Below are 15618 nucleotides of genomic sequence, written 5' to 3' on the forward strand. Positions count from 1 at the left end.
TAAACCATCGAAATGAGGGGTCCCTTTTAGACGCCGATCACCCCGCTAACGGGGTCCTTTTTGCACGCCGATCCACAATTACAGGACCAGTATCGGCTTGAAACGCCGCACATGATCGACTCGATCGTCGAGAATGAGATCGTCTTGCTCGACCCAGCTATGCGCCGAGAAGGGATGCAACTGCACACCAAAGACTAGCCTCGCATCATGGCCGCGCTGCTGCGCGTGGCGGTAGAGCGCCAGTGCCCGGATCAGGCAATTATCGACTGGGAGATAGTAGCGACGCGACGCTTCATAGGCAGCGCACAGGCGCCGCATGCCGGGCGCGTACGATCCAGGGACAACACGCAGTGGCGTTGCTTCCCTAAGCCGACGCAGGGTAGTCGGCAAACCCTGCCGCCTCAATGTGCGACGCATTGCCGCCAAACGGACAATAATTTCAGGAATCTGGGCCGCCGTGCGTGGGGCGCCATACTCTTCGTCGAATATGCTGCGCCCAGCTTGTACATGCTGGCAGGGTTTGAGTGGCCGGGCGCCTTCACCGTGGCCTATGATCCCAACAGCGCGCAGCGGCGCTATCTCCTGTTCCGTAACGCCCGCGTCGGAGGACTTCAGGAGCTTTTGAAGACTGTCGCGCGCAGGCCCTGTCAGACTGAAATAGCGATCCGCCTCATAATCCATGAAGATGAGGTGATGCTGGATTTCACAGAATGTCAGTCCGGGGCGAAGCGACAAGGCCATGACGGCGCCTTTCCGATAACCGGTGCGCGGGAGCACCGCGCACCGGCAGTGGTGTCAGTCGTCGGAAAGGCCGACCGGGTTCTGCAGCCCGATCTCGTCACCCTGGCCAAGGCCCGGGCCCTTCGTCTCGACGCTGATTGCGCCAAGGTCGATCATATCGTCGTTGCGACGTTCGACAGTGTTTTCCATCACACGTTCCTCTTCGATAGACCGCGATCCATTTCGCGGCACCGACAAGGATGTGCCCAGCGATCGACTATAAGAATTTTATAATCCGATTATAATCGCGACCGACCTTCGATCCCCACGCATAATGGACCTCTGAGCAAATGCTAACAGGGAGAAGGCAGCCTATTTCCGACGCGGGACGCGACCGTGCTGTGAGACATGAGTTGGGATCATGCGCCGCCGTCTTTAGCAAAGCCTGGACATACACGACAGCGACCCGGTCACGCCCGCTCTGCCGGCGGCATTGATCCAAATCTATCCCGACATTTCTGCAATCGCAAATTCTGCCGTCTGTAGGAGGTGCCGCGAGGGTTCGTTTTTCCCCCATTTCTGGGGATTTTCAGCATGAGTGAACCGCGAAACATTGGGTTTGTCTGAAGAACCAATGCGGCGAGGGCTGGAGCATGATCGAAATCCGTCACCTCCATTATGTCATAGCGACGGCGGAGCTTGGGAGTTTTAGCCAAGCGGCCGAGTCGCTGCGCATCAAGCAATCTACGTTGAGCCAACGGATCCGCCATCTCGAGCAGCGGCTTGGCACCGACCTGTTCGAGCGCTCGACCCGCGGCACCCGACTGACACGCGCGGGAGACCATTTCATATCGGGCGCGCGCCGGCTCGTGGCTGATCTCGACAGCCTTCATCGCAACACCATCATCTTTGGACAAGGGCGCCGCGGTGCCCTGAAGCTGGGCTTTTCAGGAGCAGTGCCCAGTAGCGCGGTCCAGTCTCTCATGCTGGAATTCAGCAAACGCCATGCAGACATCCAGCTATCTGCTGCGGTCTGTGACAGACAAGCGCTTGTGCGCGACTTCGAGCGCGGCCAACTCGACGCCATCATCGTTGCAGGCCATCTGGCCCCGCCGGGCGCGGCCTATCACGCTATTGGCAGCAGCCGGCTTTTTGCCGTCATGGTCCGCGACAACCCTCTGGCATTGCGTGCGCCGCTCTTCTGGTCGGATCTGCGCGACCTTACCCTTCTACTTGCGGACAGCGCGCGCGGGGACGATCTGCTCTCCCAAGTTGCGGGACGTCTTACCCTGGCCCAATCGCAGGCTGGTCTGGATCGCGCGGCGATCGTCCGTAGCCCGCTGAATTTGAATGGGCTCTACCAACTGATTGATGCAGGCTGTTTCACAATCGTGCAGGAGGGCGCGTTCGCTCGCTTGCCCCCGCATCTCGTCGCCTTGCCCATCCACGAGCCCCATGGCCATGCGCGCATCGATTTTGGCCTCTGCTGGCGCGAAGACGCTAGCAATCCTGCACTTGCCCCTTTGCTTGGGACCATCATGACGGTTGCCGAGAAGCCTTACCGCTGCGATGCCTTGCAAAGGCGCGGTCCCCTGCCATGAACCGTTCCAACATGGGGCCGATGAGGCGTTCGGGAGAAACCTGCGCTTCCCCCGTTTCAGTGGCCAACGCCGCAGCATAGCGCACTAGGTCGCGATGGACATTGGCAGGCAATTCCAGACTGATCTTGACGGGCTTGTCGTCCGCCAGCGATCCCAGGCGCAGCTTGGCCATCACCGATTGCCCAGAGGGGGAAGGATAAGGTCGCGTGTGATCATCACGCGCAGCGGATGGCCTGGCCGGATAGTCAAGGTTGGAGCTATCGCTACTTGACGCTGTATGATCTGTTGCCCGGCCTGATTGAAGCTGTCCTGCGACCCGCGGCGCAGCGCCCGGATGATGTCATTATCGCTATCGGCCGCCAATTCCGTGCCAAGGCCCAAAAGAGTCGAGATCATGGCAGCGCGCGCAACGCCACCCCAATGATTGTTTACGCTGTCCTGCAAGCCCGAAAAGCCGCTGGTATCGGCAGCAGGTTGACGCTCGAGCATCATCGAACGCCCGTCAGGCATGATGAGGCGCGTCCATGCCATCAAAAGCCGCGACTGACCGGCATCGATTTGCGAATCATAGTCCCCGATCAACCTTGCGCCCTGCGGAATGAGCAGGATGCGCCCCGTCGGGCTGTCATAGACATTCTGCGTGACCTGGGCGCTGATCTGACCGGGCAGGTCGGATCGGATGCCAGTGATCAAGGCGGCGGGTATGATGCTGCCGGCCTGCAGGATGTTAGCGGACGCCACGGGTTCGACGGTCGATGAGGCGAGCGAGCGCGTGTCCATGGTGCCCGTCATGAAAGCACGTTTGGCCGCGCTACCCGATGCCGTCATTGCCGATGGGGCGGCAAGGTCCGGCCCGAACGCTGGCGCGGCGGTCGGCGACCCCGTGGCGACATGCTCCGGCGCGCCGCCCGTCGATTGGGCACTCCCCTGTCCTGTAAACAACTGGCTTGCCTGCGCAGCGTCCCGTTCCTGACGCGCCTTTTGCCGCGCTGCGACGGCCGGATCGATGGCCTGGCGATCGGATGGATAGCCTTGCCGGGAATCTTGGCTGTCGTTGCCGCCCTGTTGTGCAGCAAGGATCGGCCGTCCCAGGTCGCCCGGCAATGGCGGTCCCAATTGCGGGACCTGGCTGTAGTCCTTGGGCACTGATCCCAGCCCGTCGGCCTTTGCCCGGCCCTCGGTCGCGTAGACTTCCTGGCCGACCGGTTTCTCCGGCGGCTGTAGCGCATAGATGAGAGCGCCCCCGATGCTCAGTCCTGCAATCACGCCCATTCCGGCCAATGTCTTGCGCGACAGGCGCATTACCGTTGGCGCATCGCCTCCCAACTTGAACGGCGACACAGACGACGGCGCGGGCGCAGCCGAACTATCCTGCTCGTTACGGTCGCTCATGGTCGGTTCCCCTCCCGCTTGCGATCGATCCGTGTCAGACGCACCCGCTGCGCCGTCTTCTTGTCCCCCATGCGCAACTCGGCTGCGCTGAAGAGTCGGTCGATGATGATGAAACGGTCCTGCACCCGATAATTGACGAGCTCGGCATTGCCGCCACTCCCCAGGATGAAGACTGGCGGCATTTCGCCCTGCGCGACGCTTGCGGGAAACTCGATGAAGACCTGGCTACCGTCGTCGAACGCGCGCAGTGGTCGCCAGCTCGGCTTGTCCCCATCGATCGCGTAGCCGAAATCGAGCGAGGCGATGTTGATGCCCGCGGCAATCGGCGTCTTTACGGCGATAGCGGCGTTGCGCTGCCGCAGCGCTAACAGTTCATCCTGAGGGTAGGACCAGGATACCGACGCCATATAGGTGGTCGGGGTGGCGCGCAGTTCGAGATGATAGGTCCGCCGATCGGTGTTGATCACCAGGTTGGTCAGGAGATCGGGCCGGGTCGGCTTTGCCAGGATGTGGACGCGTTGCGTCTCACCCGTACCGCTGAGCGTATCGCCGATAATCCATCGCACGGTATCACCCGCAGCGACGGGCCCCGCGCCGACAAGCGTTTCTCCAGGCTGAAGGGCGATGTCCGTCACCTGTCCGGGTGCCGTGTAGACCTGATAAAGAGCGCCTTCCGCCCAGGGATATTGCTGCATGGCGTTGATGAAACCATTGCGCGCGGGCTCTATGCGGGCTGCGGCATTGGCAGCGACGATCCGGGTTTTGGGATCGGCAAGCCCCGGGGCGGGAGCTATGGGCGGCACCGGCTTGAGTTGCCCCGGCAACGGCAGCGGCTTTGCGACAGTTACTATCTCGACCTGTTTCTCAGGTTCCGCAATGCGCACTGCAGGCGTCTGCGTTGCCCCATACAGGGCTGGGCGCGTCGCTGCGCAGGCCGTGGTCGTGTTTACGGAAATCAGCAAAGCCGCAATTGCGGCCCCGGAACGATGAACGTGCATCATTGGGAAAGCTCCTTCGACCAGTTGATGGCGTTGACAAACAGGCCGAGCGGGTTCTTGCGCAGGGCATCGGGCGCGGAGGGTGGCTGGATCACGACCGTCACGATGGCCGACCACCGGCTTGTCTCAGCCAGTGCACCATCCTGGTATCGCCGCTCGGCCCAGGAAACGCGAAAGCTGCTGTCCGACGACCGGATCACGCTCGATATATCGACCGCAACCTGCGTCTTGCCGACAAGCGCGAACGGGTCATTCGCCCGCGCATAATCATTGAGGACCATGGCGCCGCGATCCGTGGCGAAGTCATAGGCGCGCAGCCATGCCTGGCGCAGGACGATCGGATCGGCCGGGATGCTGCGAACCTGCTCGACGAAGCGCGCAAGATGGAAGGCGATTTGCGGATCGGTCGGACGGTATCCCGCATCGGCGGGGCCGACGGCCTGTGCTTCGCCGAACTTGTCCACCTGCACGACCCAGGGCACGATCGAGCCGCGCGCCGATTGCCAGATCAAGCCGGCGGCAAGACCACCAGATAGCATCAGCGTGCCGAAAAAGGCGAGACGCCAACTGCGCGCCTGAACGCGCGCCGAGCCGATGCGATCGTCCCAAGCCTGGGCAGCGCGCTGGTAAGGCGTGACCGGCTCCGGGGTCTGGCCGTACCGGATGGATGGTCGTTTGAACATGATCAGTCCCTTCCGCTAAGATCGATCGACGCGCCGCCACCACCGCTGTCGCCGCCGCGCAATGTGTGGGCGGCGGTCGAAACCCCGTGGGCGATCGTCTGCCGCTGGCGCATTGCCGTCGCCCATTTGGGCGGCCCGGACGTAGCTTCAGCGCCACCACTGTTCGTCGATGCGCCCGATTTTCCGGCTTCGAAGCTTTGTTTCATTGCATCTGCAGCGCGGCGGAGTGGGGACGTGGCGGCAGAGCCGGCCGCTCTTCCCAACGCACCGATCCCGCCCGCAACGGCGTCTCCCCCGCTCTTGCCCGCTGCACCGGCGCTATAGGTGGCGCTGGTCGATCCGGCCGCACGGGCAGCGGCGCTCGATGCGCTCGCTACGGCCCCCCCGACAGCGCCGGCCGCGAGCCGTGCGCCTGCGGCCCCGCCGGCCAGGGTGGCGCCGGCTGCAATCGCCGTACCCGCCGCTGCGCCTGCACCAAGCTGCGGACCTCCGGTGACGATGCCATTGGCGATGCCGGGGCCGAATATGCCCAGACCAAGCAACGCCAATGAGGCGAGCGCAATCGACATGGCCTGTTCCGCAGTCGGTGCTGTTCCACCCAGCGCATTGATGAACTGGTCGAACAGTCCTGTGCCGATGCCGGTGATGACGGCGAGAACCAGAATCTTGATGCCGCTCGATACGATATGGCCAAGCACCCGCTCCGCCATGAATGCCGTCCGCCCAAAAAAGGCGAAGGGCAGCAGGACGAACCCGGCCAGCGTCACCAGCTTGAACTCGATCAGCGTGATGAACAGCTGTACGGCAAGGATGAAGAAGGCGAGGATTACGATCATCCAGGCCAGCAGCAGCACGGCAATCTGGACGAAATTGGCGAAAAACGAGGTGAATCCCATCATCTCGGACGCGGAGGTGAGAAGCGGTTCGCCTGCATCAAGCCCAACCGCGGCAACGCTACCCGGCTTCATGAACTCGGTGAGGCCGATGCTGGCGCCGCTGGCCTTGAGGCCGAGCCCGGCAAAGGACTGGAACAGAATCTGCGAGAGCGAGGAGAAGTTGCCGATGATGAAGGCGAAGAAGCCGATATAGAGCGTCTTCTTGACCAGGCGTTGCAGGACATCCTCATCGGCACCCCATGCCCAGAACAGCCCGGCAAGTGTCACGTCGATTGCGATCAGCGTGGTCGAGAGAAACCCGACCTCCCCGCCAAGAAGCCCAAAACCGGAATCGATATAGGCCGTGAAGGTCGCGAGGAACCCGTCGATGACACCGACATCATTCATGTCCGGTACGCTCCTGCCAATCGGATCGGGCGCTGCCGCCATCATCTCTGCCGAAGAAGCGGCGTCGCTCGGCTTCCCAGGCCGCTTCGCAAGTTGGATTCTGTGCCTTGGCGTGCCGACAGCGAATAAGGTCGGCCGCGCGATGCTCGTTCGACCCCGGCATCGGCGGTATCTGTTCAGTGGGCGTGTTTCTCTGCTGGTGCATGACCGTGAGCACTGCAACCGTCAGCATGCCACCGCCGGCGAGGCCTGCCAGTGCCAGGCGTCCGCTCCGCATCCTATTGGCCCGATCGCGCCATGAAGCGCTGGAATCGAACGCGGCCCTCCGCCTCCGCAGTAGCGGCGCGGGCCGCCTCGATGGTCTGTGCGCGGCCCTGCGCCGCGAGCATAGCGGTGATATCGGCCAGTTGCTGGGACTGGAGCGCGACAAGCTGGTTCCCGGCCTGGGCAGCTTGCAACGCACCCGATGCCGACTGGCTGGCTGAAACAAGATCGTCCATTGAGGTTCGGGTGCCGTCGATGTTGCCGACCACCCCGGCCTGGACCTTTAACGCATCCTCGAACGCATCGACGCTGGTGGACCAACGGTCCCGTGCGCCGGCGACCAGATCGGCGTCTGAACTCGACAGCGCTATATCGCCATATTTGGTGGAGAAGGCCTGCTCGATCTGGGTCACGTCATAGGCCAGGCGCTGTGCTTGCCCCAGCAGCCGCTGGGTCTGCTGCACCTGCTGCTGGAGCCCCTGAAGGCTGCTGAACGGCAAACTGGCGAGGTTTTTCGTGTCGTTGAGAAGCGAGGCCGCCTCGTTCTGCAACGACCGGATCTGGTTGTTGATCTGCTGCAAGGCGCGCGCCGCCTGCATCACATTGGAGGCATAGTTGGTGGGGTCATAGACGACCAGTGCCTGTGCCGGTGTCATGGCCAATGCGAGCGCAGCAGCGCACAGGCCAAGCGGGCGAACGATGAAGCGCGATGTCATGAACTTTGCTCCTTTGGCTCTTGCGTGGAAAGCAGGTCGGCCGCCCAGTCGTGGCCGCATGCGCGCAGCCAGGCCGCTGCGAACTGTTCCTCGCCCGGTTGGCTCAGTATGTGGTCGATCTTCAACTGGTCGGACTTGGAAGACGCGGCGGTGAAGGCGAGCGCCACCTCCTTTAGCCCTAAATCCATCAGGCGATTGCCGCGCCGTGACTGGACATAATAATCGCGCTTTGGCGTCGCCCGCGCCAATATCTCGATCTGCCGCGCATTGAGCCCGAACCGGGCATAGATGGCGCTGATCTGCGGTTCGGTCGCCCGCTCATTGGCCAGGAAGATCCGGGTCGGGCAGCTTTCGATGATGGCTGGCGCAATGGCGCTGGTTTCAATGTCGGCCAGGCTCTGCGTCGCAAAGATCACGCTCGCATTCTTCTTGCGCAGCGTCTTGAGCCATTCGCGCAATTGCGCGGCAAAGGTCGGGCTGTCGAGCACCAGCCAGCCCTCGTCGATGATGACGAGGCTTGGCGATCCATCAAGCCTGTTCTCGATCCGGTGGAAAAGATAGGCCAACAACGGAGCGGCTGCGGCGCAGCCCATCAGTCCTTCGGTTTCGAATATCTGAACATGGGCATCGCCCAGTTGCTCTGCCTCGGCATCGAGCAGGCGACCCCAGGCGCCGCCCACGCAATAGGGCTGCAGCGCCTGTTTGAGGGCCTGGGATTGCAGCAGCACCGCAAGACCCGTCAGCGTCCGTTCGTCGGGCCTCGCGCTGGCGAGCGATCGGAGCGCCGCCCACACATGGTCCTTGGCCTGGGGATCAAGCGTAATCCCCTCCGCCTCCAGGATCGAACCGACCCATTGCGCCGCCCAAGCCTGTTCGGCCGGATCATCGATCCTTGCAAGAGGCTGGAGTGATACAGCCGCATTCTCGACGTGAAGCCCGGTCCCCAGATCCTGCCATTCACCGCCCATCGCCAGCGCTGCGGCGCGCATGCTGGCGCCAAAGTCGAAGGCGAAAATCTGTGCGCCCGGATAGCGGCGAAACTGCATCGCCATCAGGGCGAGCAGAACTGATTTGCCCGCGCCTGTCGGCCCCACCACCAGCGTGTGCCCGACATCGCCGACATGCAACGAGAAGCGGAAAGGCGTCGATCCTTCGGTTTTGGCATGGAATAGCGGCGGACCATCGAGATGCGCATCGCCCGGCGGTCCAGACCAGACGGCCGACAGCGGCATCATATGCGCCAAGTTGAGCGTGCTGATCGGCGGCTGCCGGACATTGGCGTAGACATGGCCCGGCAGCGATCCGAGCCAGGCCTCAACAGCGTTAAGCCCTTCGGTCGTGCAGGTGAAATCCCGGCCCTGAACGACTTTCTCGACAAGGCGCAGTTTCTCGGCGGCGATTGCAGGGTTTGTGTCCCACACCGTCACTGTGGCGGTCACATAGGCCTGGCCGATCATGTCCGAGCCCAGTTCCTGCAAGGCCAGATCGGCGTCTGCAGCCTTGTTGGATGCGTCCGTGTCCAGCAGGGCCGAGGCTTCGTTGGTCATCACCTCCTTGAGAATGGCCGCGACCGACTTGCGCTTGGCGAACCATTGTCGCCGGATCTTGCCGAGCAACCGGGTGGCATCGGCCTTGTCGAGCATGATCGCCCGCGTCGACCAGCGATAGGGAAAGGCCAGACGATTGAGTTCGTCGAGCAGGCCAGGATAGGTTGAGGTCGGAAAGCCGGTTACCGTCAGGCTGCGCAGATGGCTGTTGCCGAGGCGGGGTTCGAGGCCACCGACCAGTGGATCGTCCGCCAGGAGCGCATCCAGGTGCATCGGCGTTTCGGGCACGCGCACGTTCTGACGCTTGGTCGAGATCGTCGAGTGAAGATAGGTGAGCGTCGCGCCATCGTCGAGCCAGGCGATTTCCGGCAGGAATCCTTCAAGCAGCTGGACGATCCGGTGTGAGCGGTCGATAAAACCAGCGAGCAGTTCGGCTCCGTTGGACGCCGTTGTCGAACGGCCCTCGTAGAGCCATCGCTCGGCCCGGGCGCTGTCTTCCGCTGGCGGCATCCACAGCAGGGTGGCATAGTAGGCGCTGTCATAATGTGCGCCTTCTTCGTGGAATTGTTCGCGTCGTTCCCGGTCCAGCAGCCGCGAAGCCGGATCGGGAAAGACGTCGTCGGGATAATCGTTCGCTGGCACCCGCTGCGCCTCGGTGAACAAGGCCCAGCCCGAGCCGAGCCGACGCAGCGCGCTATTCAGCCGCGCGGTCGTCGCCACCAGTTCGGCGGGCGTCGCGGAATCGAGGTCCGGTCCCCGGAAACAGGCGGTGCGCTGGAACGAGCCGTCCTTGTTGAGGACGACGCCCGGCGCGACCAGAGCGGCCCAAGGCAGAAAATCGCTCAGGCTGCTCGCGGTCGAGCGATATTCGCGCAGCGACATCATGCCCGAAGCCAGGTCGGATAGCGAACATGCCGCCGGACGACATCGACGAAGTTCGGATCGTGGCGGGCGGCCCAGACACCCAGCACATGACCGATGGCCCAAAGCACAAGACCCGCGATCCACAAACGCAAGCCGAGACCGACGGCGCCTGCCAGCGTCCCGTTGACGATTGCCAGCGCGCGCGGCGCGCCGCCCAGAAGGATCGGCTCGGTGAGGGACCGATGGACCGGCACCTCAAAGCCTGGAACCTGTCCAACCCTATCCATCAGACGAGCGCTCCGCCGCCGAACGAGAAGAAGGAGAGGAAGAAGCTCGTTGCGGCAAACGCGATACTCAGACCGAATACGATCTGGATGAGCTTTCGCGCGCCGCCTGACGTATCGCCAAATGCAAGGGTCAGGCCGGTTACCGTGATGATCATCACGGCGATGATCTTGGCGACCGGCCCTTCGATCGATTCCAGGATGGACTGGAGCGGCGCTTCCCAGGGCATCGACGATCCGGCCGCATAGGCCGGGATCACGGACGCCATAGCGAAGATGCCAGCGAGCGCCAGATGACTGGCACTCCGGCGGATTGGCATGACAGGCTGGATCATCAAACGTCTCCTTGGCTGGTGAGGGAATATTCGCCCTTGGGATTGAGGCCATCGACGCGAACAAGTTCGGCCAGACGGCGGCCATGGCCGTCGCGCACAAGCACCGCGACGATGTCGATCGTCTCGGCGATCAGGGCGCGAGGAACCGTGACGACGGCTTCCTGGATGAGCTGTTCCATTCGCCGCAGTGCGCCCATGCCCGATCCCGCGTGGATGGTGCCGATCCCGCCCGGATGGCCCGTCCCCCACGCTTTGATCAGGTCGAGGGCTTCGGCCCCACGCACCTCACCGATCGGAATGCGGTCGGGCCGCAGGCGCAGGGCGGATCGCACGAGATCGGACAGCGTGGCGACGCCATCCTTGGTCCGCATCGCGATCAGGTTGGGAGATGTGCACTGGAGCTCGCGCGTATCTTCGATGAGGACGATCCTGTCGGTCGTCCTGGCGACCTCGGCCAGAAGCGCGTTGGTGAGCGTCGTCTTGCCGGTCCCTGTGCCACCGGCCACCAGGATGTTCTGGCGCGTGGCAACGGCTTGCGCCAATATGTCGGCTTGGCGCGCAGACATGATATTGGCGGCGACATAATCCGCGAGCGTGAACACAGCGACGGCGGGCTTGCGAATGGCGAATGTCGGCGATTGGACGACGGGCGGAAGAAGCCCCTCGAACCGCTCGCCGGTATCGGGAAGTTCGGCCGACACGCGAGGCGCTCCGTCATGAACCTCCGCGCCGACATGATGCGCGACCAGACGGATGATCCGCTCGCCGTCGGCGGCCGACAGGCAGGCTCCGGTATCGCTGAGGCCTTCGCCCAGCCGGTCAATCCAGATATGCCCGTCGGGATTGAGCATAATCTCGATGACGCACGCATCGTCGAGCCAGCCGATGATCGCCGAACCGAGCGCCGTGCGCAGCATACGCGAGCCGCGTGTCCTGGCTTCTGTACGGAGCGGATATATGCTCATGGATTGACCCTGCCAATCGCCGGACCGTTGGCGGTCCAGCTCAGGGGATGATCAAGAAAGCCACATTGCCTCTATCCGCAACATCGAAATCGCTTCGGCGTAGGCTGGCGCAGAAAGACAGGGAAACGGCGGTTTTACAGGAGCCATTCGATGAGGGGACGGCGCACCGCCCCCTCGACTTGAGGTTACCAATATCGGTGTCGCTGGAAGATTTCGGAAAAGGAGATCAGGCCGTCGAACAGCGCCCGGATCACGAGCGACGTTCGCTTCCGGACGCCATAGCGCTCGCGCGCGAACTTGAGATGCTGGATCACGGTTTCCTTGGAGATGCCCAATATGTCCGCAATCTCGCCGTCGGTATTGCCGCGGGCGGCCCATAGCACGCAGTCGCGTTGACGCTCCGTGATCGCGGAATCACCGGACAGGGTCGTGCGCCCGAGGAGGCGTTGCCCGCATTCGAACGCCAGCCCGCCTATCAGTTGGGCCGTCCAGATCTGATCGCGAGGCAGCGGCTCGTCGGCTCGGGTGACAAATGTACAGGATCCGCTGACTTCACCAGGGATGTGTGAGGGGATGGTAAAACCTTCGCCCAGCCCGTGGGCTTGACCGGCAGCTAGAACGGCCCGGTCGGCAGGCGTTAATGTCAGAAACCGTGGGATAGTTATCCACGCAAAGCCCAGATGCGTCCGGTGGCTGGCCCGGCGAATGGGATCTCTTGGGCCCAGGTCTCTATCGACATAATAGGCTGCCCAACCGGACGGATAATTGTGGATTTGAAGGGGAAGGGCGTGCGGCACTCTCAGATTGATATGCTCGGCCAGAGCAAAATAATCGAACCCCATCTCCCGCGCGATCTTCGCCAGGACTTCGTAGAGTATGTGTATGTTGGACGCCTCGGCTAATGCTGCGGCGAGGGCATCCAAACGTCGATATCGACCCATGATAATAGCATAATCGACCGCAAGGGCGTTCCCAACCCGCAGGTCTCGCGATTCGCCTTCCTCCTTCTGTGCGCTCCCCAGTCGTCCTCACAACGATCAGTGAAACGAGATGAGCGGACAGCTTATGGCATTTTCGCTATGTGACAATTGCGTGACGGTCATGTGGGATTGCCAACTGTGCAACCTGAGGCGTCTGCGTACATATGAACCACAGGCTCGATACACGGGTGGTCGAGGTTGGTCTGCCGCCAGCTAATCTCGGATACCAGCACATCCGTTTCGCGCCATGGCATGAGGTGCCGACACGATCACTGCTTTTCAGCCGCTGGCAAAAGTCCGACTCTTACCTCTTGTAACGCAGCAGCGAACCTTAACGCCCACCTGTTTGAATCAACGCCGAGTGCGAAATGCCAACGACAACCCGGCTACGCCAGACAACGCCAAATACCGCTACAGTTGCAAATTTGGTGGAGACAATGTGGAGACAGCGACCAATTTAAGGAGCTCTGTCTCCAACATTCTGATCGCATCATGCCCCAGAAACCATTGATTTTTCGATGATTTCTGGAGCGGGCGAAGGGATTCGAACCCTCGACCCCAACCTTGGCAAGGTTGTGCTCTACCCCTGAGCTACGCCCGCTCTGGCGGCCGGGGAACTAATCCTTCCGGCGGGTGAGGCGCGGCTCCTAACATCGGTTTTGGTGGTCGGCAAGGGGATAATTGGGAAATGCGCAAACATTCTTCCCAGCCTTGCGAAAGGGCACCTGTCGCCCACATAATGTACCAGGATTTCCGCGCGACCGCGCATGGACAGGAGAATGGCGTTGGCAACCCTTGGGCTGAGTGAAACCGAGAAGCAGGCGGTGGAGGCATTCCGCCGTGACGTGGTGGAGCCCTCCATGGGCGCGCTCGTGCTTGTCGACTTCTGGGCCGAATGGTGCGGCCCCTGCAAACAGCTGTCCCCGGTGATCGAGAAGGTCGCGGCCGATTATGCGGCAAAGGGCGTGAAGCTGGTGAAGATCAACGTGGACGAAAACGGCTTCATCGCCAGCCAGTTCCGCGTGCAGACCATCCCCACCGTCTATGCCGTGTTCCAGGGCCAGCCCGTTGCCGACCTCAGCCAGGCGCGCACCGAGGGCCAGTTGAAGCAGATGCTGGACCAGGTGCTGGCCCGCCTGCCCATCCAGTCGGACGAAAAGGCGCTGGAGCAGGAGATCGCGCCGCTGCTCGCCATGGGGGAAGAGGTGCTGGCCGGGGGCGACGCCGAACGCGCCCTGTCCATCTTCGCCCAGATCGGCGAGATGGCGCCCGAAGAACCCGAAGCCCTTGCCGGGCAGGCGCGCGCGCTGGTGGCGCTGGGGCAGCTGGACGAGGCACAGGCGTTGCTGGACGGCGTGCCCGCCGAAATCGCCGGCGATCAGGCCATCGAGCGCGCCAGGGCGGCGCTGTCGCTTGCCCATACCGCGCAGCCGGTGGCCGACCTGTCGGGGCTGGAAGCACGGCTTGCCGCCGATCCCGACGATCATGAAGCCCGATTTGCGCTGTCGGGCGGGCTGATGGCCAATGGCGATCGTCAGGGTGCCGCCGACGCGCTGCTCGACATCATCGCCCGCGACCGCGACTGGAACGAGGGCGCAGCGCGGCAGCAGTTGCTGAAACTGTTCGAAGTGGTCGGGCTGGAAGATCCGTGGGTGTCGGCGCAGCGCCGTCGCCTCTCGGCCATCCTGTTCGGCTGAGCGCGGACGGGGCGCCGCCATGATATCTCCCACGGCATCACCCTCGGCGTCGCCTGTGACATCGCAGCGCATCTCCATCTTTCCGCTGGCGGGCGCGCTGCTCTTTCCCGGCATGCCCCTGCCGCTGCATATTTTCGAGCCGCGTTACCGCGCACTGATCCGTGACGCGCTGGCGCGGGATCGCCGCATCGGCATGATCCAGCCACGCAACGACGCGCGCGTGCCCGCGCTCTATACGATCGGGTGCCTCGGCCGGATCTCGGAGTTCGAGGCATTGGACGACGGGCGCTTCAACATCGTGCTGACCGGGCTCGCCCGGTTCACCGTCCTGCGCGAGCTGGATGTCACCACCCCCTTCCGCCAGGTCGAGGCGGTGCTGCAGGATGAGGCGCCCGATGCCGACGCGCCGCTCGCCATTGCCGAGCGCGCCGCGCTGGAGCAGGAATCGCGCAGCTTTGCCGAGCGGCAGGGCTATCTGGTGGACTGGAACGCGGTGTCGCGGCTGGACGATGCCGCGCTGGTCAACGGCATTGCGCAGGTCGCCCCTTTCGATACCGCGTCCAAGCAGGTGCTGCTGGAAGCATCCTCCCTGCGCGAGCGGGCGGAACGGACGATCCAGCTGATGCAGTTCTTCGGCCGGACAGACGGCGAAAGTGGCGCGACGCTGCAATGAGCACGCCCGCCATCATCGATCCCGCACTGCTGGCCAGGCTCGTCTGCCCGGTCACGCGCACGCCGCTGCGGCTGGACGCGGACCGGCGGCTGCTGATTTCCGACGCGGCGGGCCTTGGCTTTCCGATTCGGTCCGGCGTCCCGGTGCTGGTTGCGCGCGAGGCCGTGCCGCTGGCGTAATGGCCGCGCTATTTGCCGGCTTCAGGCATCCGATAGGGGGTGAAATCGCCCAGCGCGCAACTGCCATGGTTGATGCCCGTCTGCAGATCGACGACCTGGGCGATGTCGCCCCGGCAATATTGCGAACTGAAGCTGCGGATGACCAGCGTATTGCCAAAGCTCAGCCCCGTGCAGCGCCCGATCACATTGTTGACGTAGACGAGCTTTCGGCCCGCCTCATACAGCAGCACTTCGTCGCTGATGACGCGCAGGTTGGTGGTCGGAAACCGATCGACGCAGCTTTGCTTCTCGCCGGCGACCTTGCCGGCCAGCGCCTTGTCCAGATCGGCGGTCTGGCGATCGGTCAGCTTGGGCGCCTGCGCCGTCTGCGCGGCACAGGCCGCCAGCAGCGCAAGAGGGGTCAGCCGAAGGAAGGATGTGGCACGCATGGCACTCTC

General features: G+C 63.0%; 19 protein-coding genes and 1 tRNA gene. 4 read left to right on the forward strand and 16 right to left on the reverse strand.

Annotation, left to right across the window (positions count from 1 at the left end; all coding sequences use genetic code 11):
• Window positions 1–78 precede the first annotated feature (78 nt).
• Both WFP78_RS10925 and WFP78_RS10930 read right to left on the reverse strand, forming a co-directional pair.
• A complete protein-coding gene (locus tag WFP78_RS10925; protein WP_336961797.1) occupies window positions 79–741 on the reverse strand; it encodes a lasso peptide biosynthesis B2 protein in 663 nt (220 codons plus the stop codon).
• 54 nt (window positions 742–795) lie between these two features.
• Complete coding sequence (locus WFP78_RS10930) at window positions 796–930, reverse strand: benenodin family lasso peptide (RefSeq protein ID WP_156358333.1); 135 nt, start codon at window positions 928–930, stop codon at window positions 796–798.
• Window positions 931–1373: 443 nt separating this feature from the next.
• On the opposite strand from WFP78_RS10930, the gene WFP78_RS10935 reads away from it, so the two are divergent.
• Window positions 1374–2321 (forward strand): LysR family transcriptional regulator, encoded by a 948-nt coding sequence (locus tag WFP78_RS10935; RefSeq protein WP_336961803.1) that lies wholly within the window; start codon window positions 1374–1376, stop codon window positions 2319–2321.
• On the opposite strand, the gene WFP78_RS10940 is transcribed toward WFP78_RS10935, so the two are convergent.
• The 13 genes from WFP78_RS10940 to WFP78_RS11000 form a co-directional block, all read right to left on the reverse strand.
• Entirely contained in the window at window positions 2257–2493 is a 237-nt protein-coding gene (locus WFP78_RS10940; RefSeq protein ID WP_336961805.1) for a DUF2274 domain-containing protein, read from the reverse strand. The two genes, WFP78_RS10935 and WFP78_RS10940, sit on opposite strands and share 65 nt — an antisense overlap.
• A complete protein-coding gene (locus WFP78_RS10945) occupies window positions 2493–3101 on the reverse strand; it encodes a TraB/TrbI/VirB10 family type IV secretion system protein (protein ID WP_336961807.1) in 609 nt (202 codons plus the stop codon). The genes WFP78_RS10940 and WFP78_RS10945 overlap by 1 nt, the downstream gene beginning before the upstream one ends.
• Before the next feature lie 608 nt (window positions 3102–3709).
• A complete protein-coding gene (trbG, locus tag WFP78_RS10950; RefSeq protein WP_419722951.1) occupies window positions 3710–4714 on the reverse strand; it encodes a P-type conjugative transfer protein TrbG in 1005 nt (334 codons plus the stop codon).
• The gene (trbF, locus tag WFP78_RS10955; protein ID WP_336961812.1) at window positions 4711–5394 is read right to left on the reverse strand and encodes a conjugal transfer protein TrbF; all 684 of its coding nucleotides are present in this window, start codon (window positions 5392–5394) and stop codon (window positions 4711–4713) included. Before trbF ends, trbG begins: the two co-directional genes overlap by 4 nt.
• A 2-nt stretch (window positions 5395–5396) precedes the next feature.
• Window positions 5397–6677 carry a P-type conjugative transfer protein TrbL gene (trbL, locus tag WFP78_RS10960; RefSeq protein WP_336961815.1) on the reverse strand — a complete coding sequence of 427 codons (1281 nt, stop codon included), beginning with the start codon at window positions 6675–6677 and terminating at the stop codon, window positions 5397–5399.
• A complete protein-coding gene (gene trbK-alt / locus WFP78_RS10965) occupies window positions 6670–6909 on the reverse strand; it encodes a putative entry exclusion protein TrbK-alt (RefSeq protein WP_336961818.1) in 240 nt (79 codons plus the stop codon). The genes trbL and trbK-alt overlap by 8 nt, the downstream gene beginning before the upstream one ends.
• 46 nt (window positions 6910–6955) lie before the next feature.
• Entirely contained in the window at window positions 6956–7657 is a 702-nt protein-coding gene (gene trbJ, locus WFP78_RS10970; RefSeq protein ID WP_336961821.1) for a P-type conjugative transfer protein TrbJ, read from the reverse strand.
• Window positions 7654–10089 (reverse strand): conjugal transfer protein TrbE, encoded by a 2436-nt coding sequence (trbE, locus tag WFP78_RS10975; protein WP_336961823.1) that lies wholly within the window; start codon window positions 10087–10089, stop codon window positions 7654–7656. Before trbE ends, trbJ begins: the two co-directional genes overlap by 4 nt.
• Window positions 10086–10355: a VirB3 family type IV secretion system protein gene (locus tag WFP78_RS10980; protein WP_336961825.1), complete on the reverse strand. Its 270-nt coding sequence runs from the start codon at window positions 10353–10355 to the stop codon at window positions 10086–10088. Before WFP78_RS10980 ends, trbE begins: the two co-directional genes overlap by 4 nt.
• Complete coding sequence (locus tag WFP78_RS10985; protein ID WP_419722956.1) at window positions 10355–10672, reverse strand: TrbC/VirB2 family type IV secretion system protein; 318 nt, start codon at window positions 10670–10672, stop codon at window positions 10355–10357. The genes WFP78_RS10980 and WFP78_RS10985 overlap by 1 nt, the downstream gene beginning before the upstream one ends.
• Window positions 10673–10686: 14 nt before the next feature.
• Window positions 10687–11652 (reverse strand): P-type conjugative transfer ATPase TrbB, encoded by a 966-nt coding sequence (gene trbB / locus WFP78_RS10990; RefSeq protein ID WP_336961827.1) that lies wholly within the window; start codon window positions 11650–11652, stop codon window positions 10687–10689.
• Window positions 11653–11837: 185 nt separating this feature from the next.
• On the reverse strand, window positions 11838–12593 hold the full coding sequence (locus tag WFP78_RS10995) for a helix-turn-helix transcriptional regulator (RefSeq protein WP_336961828.1): 756 nt from the start codon (window positions 12591–12593) through the stop codon (window positions 11838–11840).
• A 565-nt stretch (window positions 12594–13158) separates the two neighbouring features.
• Window positions 13159–13233, reverse strand: a tRNA-Gly gene (locus WFP78_RS11000).
• Between the two features lie 184 nt (window positions 13234–13417).
• Between WFP78_RS11000 and WFP78_RS11005 the strand changes: the two genes are divergently transcribed.
• From WFP78_RS11005 to WFP78_RS11015, 3 genes are read left to right on the forward strand one after another with little or no spacing between them, the layout of a single operon-like run.
• On the forward strand, window positions 13418–14329 hold the full coding sequence (locus WFP78_RS11005; RefSeq protein WP_336962328.1) for a tetratricopeptide repeat protein: 912 nt from the start codon (window positions 13418–13420) through the stop codon (window positions 14327–14329).
• Between the two features lie 55 nt (window positions 14330–14384).
• Window positions 14385–15002 carry an LON peptidase substrate-binding domain-containing protein gene (locus WFP78_RS11010; RefSeq protein WP_336961831.1) on the forward strand — a complete coding sequence of 206 codons (618 nt, stop codon included), beginning with the start codon at window positions 14385–14387 and terminating at the stop codon, window positions 15000–15002.
• Window positions 14999–15181 (forward strand): Trm112 family protein, encoded by a 183-nt coding sequence (locus WFP78_RS11015; protein WP_336961834.1) that lies wholly within the window; start codon window positions 14999–15001, stop codon window positions 15179–15181. Before WFP78_RS11010 ends, WFP78_RS11015 begins: the two co-directional genes overlap by 4 nt.
• Before the next feature lie 8 nt (window positions 15182–15189).
• On the opposite strand, the gene WFP78_RS11020 is transcribed toward WFP78_RS11015, so the two are convergent.
• Entirely contained in the window at window positions 15190–15609 is a 420-nt protein-coding gene (locus tag WFP78_RS11020) for a DUF6491 family protein (protein ID WP_336961837.1), read from the reverse strand.
• Window positions 15610–15618: the final 9 nt, after the last annotated feature.

It is taken from the genome of Sphingobium aquiterrae, assembly GCF_037154135.1.
In the GTDB taxonomy this organism is placed as follows: Bacteria; Pseudomonadota; Alphaproteobacteria; order Sphingomonadales; family Sphingomonadaceae; genus Sphingobium; species Sphingobium aquiterrae.

Bases quoted from the DNA above. Each gene is read 5' to 3' on its own strand.
- WFP78_RS10930 (WP_156358333.1), bottom strand. From the start codon at position 930: ATGGAAAACACTGTCGAACGTCGCAACGACGATATGATCGACCTTGGC.
- WFP78_RS10995 (WP_336961828.1), bottom strand. From the start codon at position 12,593: ATGGGTCGATATCGACGTTTGGATGCCCTCGCCGCAGCATTAGCCGAG.
- WFP78_RS11020 (WP_336961837.1), bottom strand. From the start codon at position 15,609: ATGCGTGCCACATCCTTCCTTCGGCTGACCCCTCTTGCGCTGCTGGCG.
- trbF (WP_336961812.1), bottom strand. From the start codon at position 5,394: ATGTTCAAACGACCATCCATCCGGTACGGCCAGACCCCGGAGCCGGTC.
- WFP78_RS11015 (WP_336961834.1), top strand. From the start codon at position 14,999: ATGAGCACGCCCGCCATCATCGATCCCGCACTGCTGGCCAGGCTCGTC.
- trbK-alt (WP_336961818.1), bottom strand. From the start codon at position 6,909: ATGCTGACGGTTGCAGTGCTCACGGTCATGCACCAGCAGAGAAACACG.
- trbB (WP_336961827.1), bottom strand. From the start codon at position 11,652: ATGAGCATATATCCGCTCCGTACAGAAGCCAGGACACGCGGCTCGCGT.
- trbJ (WP_336961821.1), bottom strand. From the start codon at position 7,657: ATGACATCGCGCTTCATCGTTCGCCCGCTTGGCCTGTGCGCTGCTGCG.
- WFP78_RS10980 (WP_336961825.1), bottom strand. From the start codon at position 10,355: ATGGATAGGGTTGGACAGGTTCCAGGCTTTGAGGTGCCGGTCCATCGG.
- WFP78_RS10925 (WP_336961797.1), bottom strand. From the start codon at position 741: ATGGCCTTGTCGCTTCGCCCCGGACTGACATTCTGTGAAATCCAGCAT.
- WFP78_RS10935 (WP_336961803.1), top strand. From the start codon at position 1,374: ATGATCGAAATCCGTCACCTCCATTATGTCATAGCGACGGCGGAGCTT.
- WFP78_RS10945 (WP_336961807.1), bottom strand. From the start codon at position 3,101: ATGGACACGCGCTCGCTCGCCTCATCGACCGTCGAACCCGTGGCGTCC.
- trbG (WP_419722951.1), bottom strand. From the start codon at position 4,714: ATGATGCACGTTCATCGTTCCGGGGCCGCAATTGCGGCTTTGCTGATT.
- trbL (WP_336961815.1), bottom strand. From the start codon at position 6,677: ATGAATGATGTCGGTGTCATCGACGGGTTCCTCGCGACCTTCACGGCC.
- WFP78_RS10940 (WP_336961805.1), bottom strand. From the start codon at position 2,493: ATGGCCAAGCTGCGCCTGGGATCGCTGGCGGACGACAAGCCCGTCAAG.
- WFP78_RS10985 (WP_419722956.1), bottom strand. From the start codon at position 10,672: ATGCCAATCCGCCGGAGTGCCAGTCATCTGGCGCTCGCTGGCATCTTC.
- trbE (WP_336961823.1), bottom strand. From the start codon at position 10,089: ATGATGTCGCTGCGCGAATATCGCTCGACCGCGAGCAGCCTGAGCGAT.